At 35.6% G+C, this 17,578-nt stretch carries 13 protein-coding genes; 4 read left to right on the top strand and 9 right to left on the bottom strand.

The window, feature by feature from the left end:
• Positions 1-27: 27 nt before the first annotated feature.
• The 8 genes from ABN212_RS11565 to ABN212_RS11530 all read right to left on the bottom strand — a co-directional run bounded on the left by ABN212_RS11565 (position 28) and on the right by ABN212_RS11530 (position 12,466).
• Complete coding sequence (locus ABN212_RS11565) at positions 28-1,053, bottom strand: glycosyl hydrolase family 8 (RefSeq protein ID WP_349443250.1); 1,026 nt, start codon at positions 1,051-1,053, stop codon at positions 28-30.
• Positions 1,054-1,126: 73 nt separating this feature from the next.
• Complete coding sequence (gene galU, locus ABN212_RS11560; protein WP_232797629.1) at positions 1,127-2,086, bottom strand: UTP--glucose-1-phosphate uridylyltransferase GalU; 960 nt, start codon at positions 2,084-2,086, stop codon at positions 1,127-1,129.
• A gap of 183 nt (positions 2,087-2,269) precedes the next feature.
• Entirely contained in the window at positions 2,270-3,181 is a 912-nt protein-coding gene (locus ABN212_RS11555) for a sensor domain-containing diguanylate cyclase (protein WP_196533622.1), read from the bottom strand.
• A gap of 39 nt (positions 3,182-3,220) precedes the next feature.
• Positions 3,221-3,691 (bottom strand): cellulose biosynthesis protein BcsD, encoded by a 471-nt coding sequence (bcsD, locus tag ABN212_RS11550; protein ID WP_109373335.1) that lies wholly within the window; start codon positions 3,689-3,691, stop codon positions 3,221-3,223.
• Positions 3,692-3,706: 15 nt separating this feature from the next.
• Entirely contained in the window at positions 3,707-7,408 is a 3,702-nt protein-coding gene (locus tag ABN212_RS11545) for a cellulose biosynthesis protein BcsC (RefSeq protein WP_349443249.1), read from the bottom strand.
• A 13-nt stretch (positions 7,409-7,421) separates the two neighbouring features.
• A complete protein-coding gene (gene bcsB / locus ABN212_RS11540; protein ID WP_349443248.1) occupies positions 7,422-9,773 on the bottom strand; it encodes a cellulose biosynthesis cyclic di-GMP-binding regulatory protein BcsB in 2,352 nt (783 codons plus the stop codon).
• 2 nt (positions 9,774-9,775) lie between these two features.
• Complete coding sequence (gene bcsA / locus ABN212_RS11535) at positions 9,776-11,896, bottom strand: UDP-forming cellulose synthase catalytic subunit (RefSeq protein ID WP_196533616.1); 2,121 nt, start codon at positions 11,894-11,896, stop codon at positions 9,776-9,778.
• 171 nt (positions 11,897-12,067) lie between these two features.
• Positions 12,068-12,466: a hypothetical protein gene (locus ABN212_RS11530; protein ID WP_196533614.1), complete on the bottom strand. Its 399-nt coding sequence runs from the start codon at positions 12,464-12,466 to the stop codon at positions 12,068-12,070.
• 1,367 nt (positions 12,467-13,833) lie between these two features.
• On the opposite strand from ABN212_RS11530, the gene ABN212_RS11525 reads away from it, so the two are divergent.
• The 3 genes from ABN212_RS11525 (at position 13,834) to ABN212_RS11515 (ending at position 16,128) form a co-directional block, all read left to right on the top strand.
• Positions 13,834-14,385, top strand: a complete 552-nt coding sequence (locus ABN212_RS11525; RefSeq protein ID WP_349443247.1) for an NADAR family protein — start codon at positions 13,834-13,836, stop codon at positions 14,383-14,385.
• 158 nt (positions 14,386-14,543) lie between these two features.
• Positions 14,544-15,455, top strand: coding sequence for an N-acetylglucosamine kinase (gene nagK, locus ABN212_RS11520; RefSeq protein ID WP_198620272.1), 912 nt, complete (start codon positions 14,544-14,546; stop codon positions 15,453-15,455).
• A gap of 88 nt (positions 15,456-15,543) precedes the next feature.
• A complete protein-coding gene (locus ABN212_RS11515; RefSeq protein WP_196533611.1) occupies positions 15,544-16,128 on the top strand; it encodes a rhomboid family intramembrane serine protease in 585 nt (194 codons plus the stop codon).
• Positions 16,129-16,147: 19 nt separating this feature from the next.
• Here ABN212_RS11515 and satP read toward each other — a convergent pair whose 3' ends face one another.
• Entirely contained in the window at positions 16,148-16,711 is a 564-nt protein-coding gene (gene satP, locus ABN212_RS11510) for an acetate uptake transporter (RefSeq protein ID WP_072065220.1), read from the bottom strand.
• Between the two features lie 359 nt (positions 16,712-17,070).
• Between satP and ABN212_RS11505 the strand changes: the two genes are divergently transcribed.
• On the top strand, positions 17,071-17,475 hold the full coding sequence (locus ABN212_RS11505; protein WP_109373328.1) for a YgiW/YdeI family stress tolerance OB fold protein: 405 nt from the start codon (positions 17,071-17,073) through the stop codon (positions 17,473-17,475).
• The last annotated feature ends 103 nt before the right edge of the window (positions 17,476-17,578 follow it).

Here is a 17,578-nt window from a genome sequence, read left to right as displayed (position 1 = left end):
TCTATCATTCAAATTAACTAAATATACTTATTGCCCATTCTGAGCAAATGCCGCTAATAAGTGTAAAGCCGAAGAGTAATAATCTGTATCTTTACTTAAATCGACATCTTCAATAGGTGTTTTCATCGTTAAATCTCTCACTGCCATCATACCAGGAGTAAGGTTATATTCAGCGCGCTCTTGAGCATCAATACTTACCCAAGCAGGCGTCTTATAACGATCAAATTGCTGCCAATACTGCACAAAAGGTTGTAACGCTAATTCATCGTGTGCCCAAGCCAAATAGAGCGGAATACGTATTGCATCAAAGCTAAATCGTGCAGGCCATTTTTCACTAGGCTCTGTCTTTCCATCTGGAAACAAACTTACCCAATCTGTTGGTAATTGATATTCACCAAACCGCATATTTCTAAGTAAAGACTGGCTATCATTAATTAACTCTTTCCAACGAACATCTTTGCTCGTGCGGTAAAAATCTTTCCATGCAGGGAAAATAAAATAGGATGGGTTAATAATAATTTCTTCTGGCGTTTTGAAGCCATTAATACCGGGTAAAAGTACAGTATAATTTTTTGTCTTAACTAAAGTATGTTCCAAAATAGCGTGTTGAATAGAATCAGAAGCTGAAAGATAACTTTCATCATTCCATTTCTCACCAGCTTTTAATAATGCCCACGCAATTAAGATATCACCATCTGTTGCATTATTAGGATCAGGAGTATGTTCACTATTTTCGGGTTCATAACGCCATTTAAATAAGCCTAAATCGCCACGATAAAGAGAAGCAGCTGTCCAGTGCCATAACTTATTAAATGTTTCATGATCATCACTCATCACAGCCATTAACATGCCATAGCCTTGACCTTCAGAGTGTGAAATATTTTTGTTAGCGCTGTCTATAACTCGCCCATCATCCTGAATATAGCGCTCTTTAAACTGTTGCCATCCTACTTGAGTATCTGCTGCCTGTATTGAGGGAGAAACCATAAGCAACAAACCTAAAAAAAAGGTAGAAAATAGATAATGACAACGAGATAAGTGCCAAAAAGACATTGCCTTTCTCTCCTGCTATTGCCGACCGCCATCTTATCTCGGTCGGCATATTGCACATTATTTCAATATAAACTCAAAAGATAGCAACTATCTTTTGTGCTTCACTTACTTCATCTTCTTCTATGACTTCTGTTCTGGGTAACAATGTTTTTTCACAAAAGTCCCGCATCCAAGAAGAAAATTCTTCTTTTAACACAGAATTATGGAGGCCATACTCAACAAAGGCTTTCATATATCCTAGCTTATTACCACAGTCATGTGATTTACCCACTAAGGTATATGCTTCAGCGACTTCTTTTTTCAATAATAAATCAATCGCATCTGTTAATTGAATTTCACCACCAACACCAGCAGGTAGACCATCTAATAATTCCCAGATAGCTTCAGAGAAAACATAACGTCCAACAACAGAAAGGTTAGAAGGTGCATCTTCAGGATTTGGTTTTTCCACAATACGACGAATAGGCGCCCAATTACCTTGAGGGCAGAAAACACCTTCACAATCTACAACACCATATTGTTGCACTTGGCTCATTGGCACAGGTTCAACCATAATTTGGCTACGTTCTGTTTTTTCAAAACGTTTTATCATTGCTGATAAATTATCATGTTGAGGATCGCAATAATGTGAATTTAATAAAACATCAGGCAGTAAAACAATAAATGGATTATTGCCAATAACTGGGCGTGCACAACAAATTGCATGACCTAAACCTAAAGCATGGCCTTGGCGAATTTGGACAATCTTGACATTGTTAGGACAAATTGAACGCACTTCTTCTAATAATTTATTTTTAATACGCTGTTCCAGCATATTTTCTAATTCAAAACTGGTATCAAAGTGATCTGCAATTGAATTTTTAGAAGAGTGAGTAACTAAAATAATTTCCTCAACACCTGCCTGAGCACACTCTTCAACAATATATTGAATTAAAGGGCGATCAACAATAGGCAGCATTTCTTTAGGAATTGATTTCGTTGCAGGTAACATACGAGTACCTAATCCAGCAACAGGGATAACCGCTTTCATCATAATAAAATCCTCTAATAGATATTTATCTAAAACTAATATTTAGTATTATTTTAAATTTACTCTTATATTTCATCAGGAATGCTAGATATATTTAAAAAACAGTTACCCCCCTCTTCGTTAAAAAGAGATAACGTTACTTTTAATATATCTTTACTAAAAAACTTTCTATTTAAAACCTTTTATTTAAAATCCGGAATAAAACCCATATTTATTACCACCCATTTCTTTTATAGAATAAAGTGTTTCATCTGCAGATTTTAATAATTCAGATAATGTTTTTCCATCTTTAGGATATTCAGCAATACCTAAACTAATTGAAGGAGTTAACATAAAATCCGAATTAATATTGATGGGCTTTTCCATTGATTTCCAAAGTGATTCTATTATTTCTAGCAAAATCACAGAACAAGAACGTAATCCTTTAGGGAAAAGCACAGCAAACTCGTCACCACCAAGTCGCCCACAATAGACTTCATTATTTTCTAATTGTGACAACCGTTTAGATATTTCACACAATACCTTATCGCCTGCATGATGCCCGAATTGATCATTAATAGATTTGAATTTATCGCAATCTATAATACCAAGGCAAAATGAAGAAGGCTGTAAAACATTTAATCGTTCATTTTCAATTTTTTCGACAATACTTAGTCGATTAGATATTCCAGTTAATGAATCAATATAGCTTTTATTAAATAATTCATTTCTTAGCTCTACCTTATCAGTAATATCCAAGCTAATAAATACATAATGAGAAATTAAATTACTTTCATCAAACACAGGAATAATACTAATATCTTCCCATATATCTTGTTGAGTATCGTTATTTCTTTTGGCTTCTAATCGATATACTCCTTTATTATCATTATTACCATTTACACAACAATTGATTTGATTCTCGTCAATTAAGTTAAATAAGCTATATTTTTTACCTTTTATATTTTCAAAGTGAACATTATTGAATTCACAATATTTTTCATTTGCATAAATAATAATGCCATTAATATCTGTTACTAACATCATGAAAACATTATTAGTAAATTGCTTTATTAATAAGCATTTAGAATTATCATCATTAAATATCATTTCATTCATTTTTGACCTCCTATGCTCATCAATAAAGCATATATATTATTATTCGGCTGATGAGTTATGCGCATAGCGGAAAATAAAGACATCTTTTGCATCAGTAGGTTGGCGATGCACTTGCATTTTGGCATTACCACCTTGATTCGTTAACCAACCTTCATATAACCCTTCTAAAACACCCGCACTTGCAACACGCCACTGAGCATCATCTTGACTTTGCGTAAAATGAGGCCATGCACAATGAACCAGTAAAAGTTCGCTCATTGCAGGAGATATAGTGACAAACCCCCATTTAAATAGTGTTAATACGCGATTAATATGTGATTCAAGTAATTGAATATTTTCGCTTTCAGGTAAAGGATAACGTAAGGCAATATCTTTACCTATATTCCTTAATTTATTTCCAGCAGTAGAAATATCATTGTCATTTAAAATTTGAAAAAATAATAATTGAGTTAGATCTTGCCAGCCACTTTCAAAAGGTAATTGTAAGATATCACTGTCATGCTTATTCATTATTTGTCTCCTTAATTATTTAGACAGGAAGTCTGGGGTATATTTTAAGTGTAACCACATATTATCTTCAGCATAATCACCCGATGTATCATGCGATAAGCTGACACCTAACTCGGTTTCTTTGTTTAAATAATATTTCGCGTCTAAACCTAATCTATAAGTAATATTCGTTTCGTCTTGTTCTTCGTACTGAGATTTAATACGAGGATCGCTCGCATTCTGTTTATTTAATGCATTTTGCATATAACCATGCGTTGGGAAATAATCACTGCCTTTTTGTTTGTAACTTTGTATCCCTATAGCACCATTTAATGAGACTTCACCTTTTTCAAAACGACGGGTATAAGCAACAGGTAATGAAACAGACACATAATCTTGTGGACTAAAGTAACCACCGTGTCCTAATGAGAAGTAGTTTTGGTTATTTCTGAAGTTCATATAATCAACATGCACACCTGCTTTTACTTCTTGTTGATCATCTTTATAGAACTTAGCATAAGAGCCAATCCACGCTTTCACTTCATCATTACTCGCAACACTTTTACCTTCGTAGTTATAGAAACCACCACCAGCATAAGCCCCAATTTTTCCATCATCCCAAGCATATTGAACTTTAGCGCCGTTACGTGTTACACGGCCCCAACTTTCGCCTGTCATTGGATCAGTACGCCCCATATAAGAAAGTAGACTATCTTTTATGGCTCTGCGCTCTGCTGTCAGTATTAATTGCCCATTTTGGCTAATTTGAGGTGAATATGTGATACCACCGACAACCGTTGCCGTATCTTTACCTAATGGTGTTGAGCCCACATCAAAACTGACATCCTTGTCCGATAAACGCAGTCCTAATTCAACACCAGAAGCACGTTGACTACCGGCTTCATCGGCATTAATTTTGTTTTTCTCATCATGGTTATCGCTATTTTTAGCAAAGCGTTCAGCATGTTGAAGCTGACCAGAACCAAAGCGGTTAGCTCTTTCGCCTGAAACCGAACCACTTGTCATCGAAACAGGGTTAACACTAAATTCCCAACGGAACTCTTCTCCAGGCACACTCGAAATACTGATTGGCGCTGAAATTTCAGTGATGTTAGATAACCCTTTATCACCATTACGATGACGAACAGAAACACCACCTTGTACCCAAGGTGAAACTTTTTCTTCAAGTTCACGAATAGAACGTTGAACCGATGCCATCTCTTTACGTTCATAGATAGAACCCGCAATAACAGGATTATCACTTCCTCCTAATGCGTTTAATTGACCCGCAGAGGTTTTTAATGTGCTATCACTGTTTTGCCATTGCGCACTACGCAGTAACGTTAATGCTTTGCGATTCTCACCATTTAATTGCGCAATTTGCGCAGCTTGTAATAAATAAGCGGGTTGTGAAGATGAAGGAATTTGCTGCAATAATTGTTGTGCTTTTCTTCCATCTTTTTGTGCTAATGCCACTTCGATTTGAGCTTGGATTAATTTGCTATCTTTTCCTTGCTCTTTTTCTAAATAAGAAAGAATTTTGTTTGATTGTTCAGGCATTGATTGCGCTAAATAAACACGACTTAATGCCATTAATAAATCGGGATCATTCGGTGATGTTTTTAAAGCAACCACTAACGTGTCGTAAGCTGCTTTAATTTCGCCTTTTTCACGTAGGCTATCTGCTTGCGCAACTTTAGTGGCAACTTCTAAACGTTTCTTCTCAACAATCGGTGTTTCTTGTTGTAAAGCAGGATCATTAATCAAGCTAGATGCCTGTGTATAATGACCTAACTCATTGAGAACATTGATATGACCAGCGTAGTTACCTACTGAACCTTTAGTGCCTTTTGCAATATCACTTTCAACCAATTTCAACGCTTCATCATTTAATCCACTATTAACCAATTTTTCTGCTAATTCACCCACATCATTTGGATAATCAGCCACTTGATTAATTAATGGACGTAAAATATTACGCATTGCAACAAGGTTTCCTGCCTGACGATAATGGTCAGCTTGCGCAAGTTGGCGATGGAAACGAGCGCGCTGTAATAACGCTTTTTCAGCTTCAGTTTGTTGATTATGGCTACTTAGTAAGTTAAAAACTTTATCCCACTCTTTTTGCTCAACATAAAACAGCGATGCCACATAATCAGAATCTCTTGTTCTATGGTTTTGTAGCTGTGAGATAATATTTTTTGCGCCAGCACTGTCACCATCAGCGGCCATTAAGCGCGCTAAATCGAGGTAAACCCAGTTATTTTGCGGGTTTTTACGCTGCGCTTGTAAAAGCAATTGTCTTGCTTGAACACGATTACCATTTTCTAACGCTTTTTGCGCGTCACGGCGTAATTTCTCAGAAGGATCTGTATTTGCAGTAAGTTTTTGACGCAAAGAGGCTGATTGTTGAGCCAATAATTGTTCTGCTTTTGTATTCTGCCCTTCCTGAACTAATAAATAGTAATAAGCAGAAATCACTTTCTCATTATGGCTATTTTGCTGATAAAGCCCTGACAGCAATTGGTGAGCCGCGGGTAAATTACCTTGCTTACGTAATAAGTCAGCTTGTAATAAGTTGGCAGACAACCCTTTTTCACCTGAAGCACCCGCTAATGGGGCTAATTGATCGAGAGCTTGTTGAATATTCCCTTGTTTAGCGCGTTGTTGTGCACTGCGTAATTGCGCATAAAAACCCGCATCTTCCACTTGTTGTTTCCATTTGCTGCCTTGTTCTCCACCTGATTGTGCAGCTTGGTTTAATAAACGCTGACCTGTGGTTAAATCACCTGAGCGTAATGCGATATAACCTAACCCCGCTAAGGCTTGCGCATCATTGTTATCTGCCGCTAAAGCTTGTTTGAAATAACCTTCGGCTTCTTTCAATTTACCTTTATTTAATGCGGTATAACCTGCTTGGCGTGCATTACCTTGAATAGCACCTTGGAAATGCTCTGCAACCGCTTTATCGTTCGGGTTTGCTTGCAAATAAGTCTTATATAACACTTCATCATCAGGACGAACATTCAGCCATAACAGTGCTTGACGCATACCTTTTTTGGCTGATTCATCACCCGAGATATTACCTAAAATAGTTATACCTTCACGGCGAGTCTCTTCGTTATAAGTTAGCGTTAATCCTAATGCTTTTTGCGTTTCTTTATTATCAGGCATTAATGCAGCACGTTGCTTTAACCCCGTAATAGCTTGAGGCAACATTGCGGGTACACCCGCCATGGTTTGATAATATTCTAACGCTAGTGTTTCAGGTGGCTCACTACTAACAAATAAACGTTGATACGCTTTTATTGCTTCTTCATGTTGCCCTTTTTTCGCTAACTCTCTGGCATATCCTAATTGTTGTTCACTAAATTGTGATGATCGGATATTTTTTAATCCTTCAATTCGTGGATCTTGCGGTGCAACTTGCGCAAGTTTTTCTCGCCAATATGTTGCTTGTTTTTCATTACCTTGTTGCGCAGTAAAGAATGCCATTAAATACAGCGCGTCCTGATTATTGCTTTCCATAATCAGTACTTTTTGCAGTGCTTCTACTGCACGTTCATCGTGTGCTCTACCGTGCCAATAATTAGCTTGCTCAATAAGAGAACTGACAATATTTGGATCAGTTGCTGTTGTATTTGCCTCAACTGCGGTTGCTTGTACTTGGCTTGATGCCCCTAGAATACAACCTGCATAGATGACTTTAACGATGATATTAAGTGCGTGATTTTTCATCTTATATCCCCTCTTATTTGTCTGAACGATGCTGTGATATCTGATGTAAACGACGAGTTGAACGACGTTGTAACCAGTAATAAGTCACGAAGCCCGTCAACGCACAAAAACCAACAGCTAAAAGACCCAGCAAATATACGTGTCTAGAGCTATACCAAAGGAATTGTTGTAAGAAAGGTAAGTCACCTTGCGAAAAGTGTTCACCTAAATGGAAACTTTTTACGGTGTCTTTACCACTAATAAGAGTGATGTCGCCTTTAATAGCCGCATTTATTTGGGCTAAATTTAAGTCATTGATAATGGTTTTTATCGAATCATTACCTTTAGCTGTAACCAATACGACAACTCTGTCGCTTGCCCAAGGTGAGATAAAACTCATCATGCCACGCCAATCTTTCACTGAAGATAAGTAACTTGCAGCATCACCACTTTGAGATAAATAATCGCCAGCAATCCAACCTTTTGCCTTGTCAATCAATGATTGTGGTTTGATTTCGACGTTTTTATTTAAAAATGAGAACGTTTGTTGTGAAAAACGAGCAGGTAGAAATCCCTCACTATTTAATGAGCCAATCGCTAGCACATCGTGTTGAGAGAGGTTATTTTTCTCGAGCTCTTTAGCACCTAAGAAAACCGAAGCATGAGAAACAGGTGTTCCTGTGGCATAACCTGATCTCGCCATTAAGTTCACTAAGGTATAAAGCTCTTCTATTGTTGGACTTTCAGGTAATAGCAGTGTGGTTTGTGAAAAATCCGCACGGCGACTAAATGGGAATGACGCTCCTGAAAAATAAGCCAAGTTCGGCATTCTTGAGTAGTGCCAAGTATTTTTAAATTGCAGTGTTGATTGCGGATCAATTTGGCTAATTAAGCTACTGCCATCCGTTAAAATACACGGTGAATCATCAGGCTCACGTAAATCAAAATAAAACTGTAATTGATTCTGACTATAAATTTGACGAGGATTTAAATAGAGCGTGCTATTTTGCTGTTCGCTCTCCATTCCCAGCCATTGTCTTAACATACCTAAAGGTTCTGAACGCGCCGGATACAATGCACCTAAGAATTGGTTATTCAAAGAGACAATTAATGAAGAGCGACGACTATTTAGTTTATCCGAATGAGGAAAAACATATTTCAAATCTAACGGCAGTGCATCACCATCCCACCAAAAGAGATCGGGAGAGACACGAAACGAAAACTGATTTGGTGCATGGTTAATGCCTTGGCGTGAGAAATCATCACTACCATTGGCAATTTGACTTAACGAAACAGGTTTATTGGTATTTAACCAACGAGGTGCATCGTAATCCGCACTCATTGCAAGCGTTTGAGAAGGCACCACTAAGTGATCGTTTTGTGGCAATTTACCGTTGTTTAATGCCCATACAGCTTGGCGAAGAGATTTCTCATTATCACCGCTGATCAGTAATAATTTGAAAACAGGATCGACTGGGTTATCAACAATGGTTAATTGCCCACTATTTCCTGAAGGTAATGTAATACCCGCAATAGTCTGCCCTGAATAACCAACTAAAATACCATCACTTTCAGGTAACTGATTCATTAAAACCGGTAAATCAACTTGCTTAATATCATGGCTAAAACTGCCAAACCATGATGCAGCAATGGCTGCTGTTGTTACCTCTGCATGGTCAGGTTTATCTGACAATATGATAGGTAACGAGGTCGCTGTCATTCTGTCAGGATCAAAGAACGGTAGGGGCAATCGTTCCAGACTATACCCGCCATTAATCCAGCGACCTCGATAATCTAATGATGAATCCGGTGAAATAACCAGGCTTAATCCTTCCGCCAGTGGAGGAATACATTGGTTTTCATCCAATGCATCACGATTGGCTAAACGAAAGCTGAGGTTATTCACATTCGTCAACATCATTTCAGGAATTTCTAAAACATATTCATGCTCTTGCCCACCTTCTTCTAAAGGTAGAAATCCCATAGGTTGACCATTTAACATTAAGTGAAGTGTTTGATCAGATTGAATTAATCCTTGAGACGCTTTCACCTTCATCGTTAATGTTGCTTTATCAATAAATAAATCGTTCGCCATATTAAAAGTCACACCAGAAAGTAATTTTCTTCCTGATAACACGATAGGTGAGGGGCTTCCCATTTGTGCTAATATTAATTGCTCTTCAATATTACGCGCTTCAGACAATACGCCATCTTCAAGTTGGATCGGGTTATTCGCATTTTGTTGCACTGGCGAATGTGTATAAGCAGTCGGATCAGGTAAAAGCTCCCCTCCTAGCTCTAACATTCCGGTATCTGCTTGAGAAAGATTAATACTTGCGATCGCTATTGCCGTCAGGCTTAGCATTAATGTCAGTTTCTTTTTCATGCTTAGTCATCCCCGTTAATTGATTGCACAGAGAGTGAAGCTTTTGCTTTCGTTCTTATTGCTGGCGCTTTCACTTTTTGGCGACGACCAAAGAACAGTTCGAAAATACAACGTGTAATACCGGCCAATTCTTTAAATGGCTTGTCTTTATAATCTGCTTGATGGATCCATGCATCAGCACGACCAAAGACAATGCGCACCAATTTACGGCGAAGATTTAAATCAATAGGTAAGAATTCAAGACGTAGTTGATTGCTTTCTAAACTCACCATATCAACAGGAACGGTAACTTCATCTCGTTGTACATTCAGGGTGATTGAAGTGACATTACGTTGGCGAAGTTCAGACATTTTATTCACGGCAATGCGAACGCCACCCATTGAAATATCTTCTGTGGTAGTTGTTAATTCAGCGCCATCATCAAAATGTAACGTAATCGGTAAAGATGCATTGATTCGAGTATTTTTACGAATTTGTCGCGTCTCTTTACCTACTGCGATAGAGGCAAGAATGATAAATAAACTGTATGTCGCCCAAGCAAGGTTTAAAACAATAACCAGCGGGTCAATACCTTGGAAGTCATTTAATAGGTAACGGACAACAACCCATGAAATCCCAGTGATAAGAAGAAGTGCAGTGATAATTAATGGACGTACAGTGAGGTAATCCATATAGCTTTTATCAAGCAAGTCACCTTTATCTGTTACGTTAAATTTACCTAATTTTGGTGAAACTAAGCTCAGTAAAGTAGGGAGTACCAAACTAAATGCCATGACGGTTTCATAAATTTCACCCCAAAAAGAGTAACGGTATTTACCGATATTTTTCGAGTTTACATAAACCGACATGATTAAGTGTGGTAATGCATAGGCAAATATCATGCTGGCGGATGAAGCGATAATATTAAGGTTAAATAACATAAACAGTAACGGCGCAGTCAAGAAGATGATACGAGGCAAACCGTACTGAAAGTGGAGCATGGCATTGAGATAACATAAACGCTGAGGGAATGTTAAACCACGCCCCAACATTGGATTATCAACACGGAATATCTGTGTCATTCCTCTAGCCCAACGAATACGCTGGTTAACGTGTAATGCTAAACGTTCTGTTGCAAGACCTGCGGCTAAAGGAATATCAATAAATGCAGAGTTCCAACCTAAGCGTTGTAATTTAAGCGCAGTGTGTGCATCTTCTGTTACCGTTTCAACAGCAATGCCACCAATTTCTTCAAGAGCACTACGACGCATAACAGCACATGAACCACAGAAGAATGTCGCATTCCAGTTATCATTACCACGTTGAACAGGGCCATAGAAAAGTGCGCCTTCATGCGGTGCATCTTTAGCCGCACTTAAATTTCGCTCAAATGGGTCTGGCGAGTAGAAATAGTGTGGTGTTTGGATCAACGCTAATTTTGGATCTTCAAGGAAGCTTCCTACTGTTGCTTGCAAGAAAATACGCGTGGAAATATGGTCACAGTCAAAAACGCAGATTAGCTCACCGTCTGTTAATCCCATCGCATGATTTAAGTTACCTGCTTTAGCGTGATCATGAACTTCACGTTCAATGTAAGTTACACCAACATCACCAGCGAATTGTTTAAATTCTTCACGACTACCATCATCCAATATATAAACTTTCATTTTATCTTGTGGATAATCGATAGCTTGTGCAGCAAGGACCGTATCACGTACAACATCCAAGCTTTCGTTATATGTTGGAATATAAATATCAACAGTAGGCCATTGAGAAATATCTTTAGGTAAAGGTGCTATTTTTCTATTTAATGGCCATGACGTTTGGAAATAACCTAGGACTAATATTATCCAAGAATAAATTTCAGCCATAAATAAACCACTACCTAAAACAGCCTCGATAGTTGTATTAAAATTTAAGGTATTTGTTGCACGCCAGTAGAGATAACGCGTTGACATCAACAATGAAATAAAAACCATTGTTAATAATCGTTTTTTTGATTTTTTAAAACCGATAACAAATAACAGCAATATATTGATAAGACCGAATATATATTGTTGTTCGGCGCTCATTGGCATAACAATGAGTGAAAACATTGTTATCAATAAAAAAGCCGTAATTAATGTTTTAAATATTTTATTCATAAACCCATACCTTTGTCATCGCCATAGATCTTTTCTTAAGACAAAGGCACCCTATCGACATTAATAAATATCGAAAAGAAATAAACCTATCTTAAAAAATAAAATAACAATGGCTAAAGATTGACACCAGTCAATATTATTTATTTACACAAAGAGTTTTGCTTATTCAGATTAGATAGAGGCAATAAATGACAATATATCTTTTAGTGATATATTTTCATGAGCATGAACTCTATCAGTTTCTTTGCTATCAAATATTTTATTATCTGCTAACAAATTTTGCTTACTCTTAATTAAATTGTCTTTCTTTGCTTTAACAACTAAAGCATCCTGGTGATAAGAAGGGATAGACGATGAAGTAACAGGCTGTTTTGGTTCGTTTTTCACTATAAGTGAAGTTTCAGAAAACGTATTATTACTTAAATTACTAATTTTATTATTATCTTCTTTATTTATAACTACTGGTTCTATTTTATTATCAACATCTTGTATTGTAGAGGAAGAAAACTCTTGAAAAGCAAAGGCATCTTCCTGAAACTTATCTTTTAGGTTACTAATATCATCATACATAGTGTGGCCCCTTTAATAACAGTACTCTAAACCTTGTTCAATAATTTGATGCTCATCCAAAATAAGGAGGAGAGAACCTTATAGATAATTTTCACAATAAGTTAAAAATATATCTCTATAAATTCATATTTAAACTCTCATTAAATCATCAATTAATGAACATCAACTATGTAGGGTAAAATAATCTTATAAATACTAATTTATTTAATTACAAATAAACATCATCCAATTAGGAGTAATGATTATTTAAATTAAATTGTATAATTATTTTAATGAAAAAGACAACATCAAAAAAAGTGTAAAAAGTAAAATGCCACTCATTTTCACTTTATAAAAATGGGTACTTTTACTTAATTTCATATTTATTATTACTATCAAAAATAGCGTCTTTTTTACCTAAAAAAACAGGTTTAAAAACCAGATAATAACTAGAGTTAATTAATAACAATTTGTATAAATTTTATAAATATAAAATTCTAAAATAATTATTTATTGATATTATTTCTTCTAAAAAGCAAAGAGCCCATCAAGATCAATTTTAATAAACCCTCTTTTTTCTATTCCAAAAAAGACTAAAAAAATAATAACTAAAAATGGAAAGGATTATTTATTCATATTGATCATCATCAAAATAGGTTCTTTTTTTACACCTAAAAAGTGTGTTTATTGCTTTTTATCATATTACGATCGTTCTATTTTATTAATAAAAAAATAAAACACATCAGTATTGGTTAAGTTTTAGAAAAAAACATTAAAATAAAAGACAAAAGTAGATAATCAATCTATGATTAGTTTTATTATTTACTTATAGTAAATACCGCTAAGAATAACCTGTATTCCAGAATAATTAACTTAAGTAATATTTTATCTATAAAATGATATTGTTAATTTAGCTTAACAAATACACAAGCGTGATTTAGTTCAAATAATAAATGTAACAATGAAAACAAGTATCTCAATTAAGCTAAGTTATTAAATTAATTACGTAATAGCTATTTTATTAGTTATAAATACCAACAATTAGTATAAATACCAATAAATGTGCTTTTTTATATTAAAAACACTTAATTAACTACACCTTTATACTAAGTAAGTAGTATCGTTTTAAGATTATCTTTTTGTGTGATTATATAAATAAAGAAACTCTTTAGTTCGATTTTTTTAAGAGTAATCCTAGTAATCTAAGCTCTATTTTTTTATCATTCAGTAAAAACAAATCTAATTAAGATTAATTTAATAAGAATAATTTGAAAATAGCGGAATCGCTTCACCTATAAGCAGAATAGCAAAAAGGCACTCTATCCTTCTTTACTTCTATGCTATCTTTATTAAGTGAATTAGGAGTATTCAACATAACGGAAAAAAAGATGGATTTAGAACAATTAAAAAAAGAATTTCGTGCAGGAAAGAAAATAAAGTACATCTACTTTTGGGGACACAAAAGTAAAGGTAATGACATCGCAAAAAGTTGTTTTAGCCAATGGTATCCAGCACCTTTTATATTAGATGATGTGCGTTATGCCAGCGCTGAGCACTATATGATGGCTGAAAAAGCAAAGCTATTTAATGATATAGAAGTCAGAAAGCCCATTATTACTGCATCTAACCCAGGCTCTGCAAAAGCATTAGGCAGAGAAGTCAAAGGATTTGACCAAGGTATTTGGGAACAACACCGTATGGATATTGTTATTCGTGCCAATATCGCTAAGTTTTCCCAAAATGAAGAACTCGGTAAATTTCTGATTTCAACAGGCAATCGTGTGCTTGTTGAGGCAAGCCCCGTTGATAAAATATGGGGAGTCGGTTTAAGTGAGCAAGACAATGAGATTAACAATCCTCTTCTTTGGAATGGATTAAATTTATTAGGCTTTGCTCTAATGAAAGTACGTAGTGTTTTGATTGAAAGTAGTAATCAATAGATAAAGAAAACTCAACTGTCACCAATCACTGTTCTTCTTTAACCTAGTGTATATAAGCAGTAGAGATAACTTAAGTATTGACTGAAATAGAAATGGCCACGTAACGACACCCTTGTCGTTGCTATAAATAATATTTACAGAATAATTAAGAGACTGATATGTATTATGGTTTTGATATGGGCGGCACAAAAATTGAGCTTGCCGTTTTTGATAAAGATCTGACTCAAGTATGGCAAAAACGTGTTCCTACACCTAAAAATGATTATCAGGCGTTATTGAATGTTTTTAAGGAACTGACCTTAGAAGCTGACATTGAATTAGGGTGTAAAGGAAAAGTAGGCGTTGGTGTTCCTGGTATTGTGAATGCAAAAGAAGGAACGGTATTTACCACTAATGTTCCAGCCGCTAAATACAAGCCAATGGTTCATGATCTTGCACATATACTCAATAGACCGGTTAAAGTTGAAAATGATGCTAACTGCTTTGCCTTATCGGAAGCATGGGATCCCGAATTTCGTCATCATCCTTCTGTACTTGGACTTATTTTAGGTACAGGTGTTGGTGGCGGTTTTGTTATTGATGGCAAAGTATTATCTGGCAAGAATGGGATTGCTGGTGAAATCGGTCATATGAATCTGAATGTGGATGCAGATAACGTGATTGGCGAAACAATGCCAAAAATCATCTGCGGTTGTGGTAAAAAAGCGTGTTTTGAAACTTATTTATCTGGTCGTGGTTTTGAACGTATGTATAAGGCATTCAATCATACTCCCAGAAGAGCCGTTGATATTGTTGAGCAATACTATGCTGGAGATAAGAAAACAGAAGAGCACGTTGATCGTTATATGAAAGTGTTAGCGATTTATCTAAGTAATATTCTTACTGTACTTGATCCACATTTAATTGTTATTGGTGGTGGATTATCGCAATTTAATGCACTGTATGACCAATTACCTGAATATCTCTCACACTGTGTCTATGGAAATGCTCAAATTCCAGCAATAGAAAAAGCTCGTCATGGTGATGCAGGTGGCGCTCGCGGAGCTGCTTGCCTTAATTTATTAGACTAATAAATAAAAAAGAGCCTTTCTTCTTTTTATTAGAGGCTCTTCTATTTATAGCGTTTTATCAACGTCATTACATTATTAAGGCTACGTTATGGATAAGGTTTGGTTTAAAAAAAGGCTCACCTTTCTTGGTGGGTTAACTATCATATTAGTCTTACTTCAACTTATTAACTCACTATTACCCATATCTCTTTTTCAATGGGGTATTGTTCCAAGAACGGGTGAAGGTTTAATTGGTATTTTTATCGCACCTTTCATTCATGGATCTTGGTCCCATCTATTTAGTAATCTACTCCCGCTTCTTATTCTTAGCTTTTTATCCATGACACAATCTCTACGAGAATATGTACTATCCAGTATATTTATTATTATCGTAAGTGGTTTATTAGTTTGGATTTTTGGACGAAATGCTATTCACGTTGGTGCAAGTGGATGGATTTTTGGGTTATGGTCTTTACTTATTGCTCACGCTTTTACTCGACATAAAATTATCGATATTGTAATTGCACTCTTTGTTCTATTCTATTATGGATCAATGGCCTATGGCTTAATTCCGGGACAATTAGGTGTATCAACAGAATCACATATTTCAGGTGTCGTTGCAGGGTTGCTTTACGCATGGTGTGCAAGAAAACTAATACGCCGTAAAAGCCAAGTAGTAGAAGTGGCTAAATAGCCACTTCTGTATAAAGCGGTTACTTGTGACCAATTGGCAGTATTGTTCTGCCATACATCTCATTTAATACTTCAGCCATTGCAAGATAAAAAGCACTGGCACCACAAATAATACCTTCAAAACCTGCAATTTTTAAAATCAGTGCATTACCTGTGATATTTCCTATTGCCAGTAATGCAAATAAAATAGTCAGACTTAAAAAGACAAACTGGAGTGCTCTATTGGCTTTTAACGTGCCAATAAACATGAAAAAGGTAAAAATTCCCCATAACGCTAAAAACACACCCAAAAAGAGAGGTGTTGTGGGTTCACTTAAGCCCATCACGGGTAATAACCAAATACCTACTAATGTTACCCAAAAGAAGCCGTAAGAGGTAAATGCAGTGGCTCCAAAAGTATTGCCTTTTTTGAACTCAAAAATTCCAGCAATAACTTGTGCGATCCCACCATAAAAAATTCCCATACTCATAATAACTGAGACTACTGGGAAAAAACCGGCATTATGTATGTTCAACAAAATCGTTGTCATACCAAAACCCATTAAACCTAATGGACCCGGATTGGCAATGCGTTCGTTAGTCATAAAACCTAAAACCTCTAAAAATAACAGGGGAAAATTAAAAAAAATTTGAAGGCGCTGGATGATAAGAGGTAATACATCTAAAAACAATGATCCTACAAGGTATATTTTTGAATAACGGTCTACACTGATCCAAAGGGGAAATAACCAGAAGATTTAACTTAAAGAAAAGAAGTACTTAGTGATAGATGCTTATATTGAAAAAAACAACACTATAAAATATAACTCTAGTTTTAAAATAGTAATATCAATCATTTGATGTATTAATATCTAGATTTACCTTTATATGCTGTTTTATACATGAAGTTGAAATAAAATAAGTACTATACTTAGTTATATTTTAAACAGAAAGCGAGCTTGATATGAAAAAAATTCTTGTATTATTAATTGGTAGTACGTTGGCCTTTGCATCTCAAGCCAATACAACATCTCATAATGGTGGTTTTGTTTCTCCTCAAGGCACTATTCAATCAAGTGCCGATCAAGGGGGATTTAAAGGTCCTTCAATTAGCGAAACCTCCGTTGCAAAAGCAAAAGATCTTTCTGATGACACTTGGGTTATTTTAACGGGTAAAATTACCAAAAAAATTGGTGATGAGCTGTACGTTTTTGAAGACAGCACAGGCGGTATCAATGTAGATATCGACAATAAAAGATGGCGTGGACAAACAGTTACACCAGATAATACCGTCAGAATTGAAGGCAAAGTTGATAAAGAATGGACAAGCACTGAGATCGACGTAAAACAAATTACTATTATCAAATAATCGCCATCAAATAATTTGTTTTTAAATTAAAAATACACCTATTCATTTTAAAGCCAATACATTGAAAATATTGGCTTTTTTATTTTTATATTCTCTATATTTT

It is taken from the genome of Proteus genomosp. 6, from assembly GCF_040139785.1.
Taxonomy (GTDB): domain Bacteria; phylum Pseudomonadota; class Gammaproteobacteria; order Enterobacterales; family Enterobacteriaceae; genus Proteus.
This window is presented reverse-complemented; position numbering and strand designations above follow the sequence as displayed.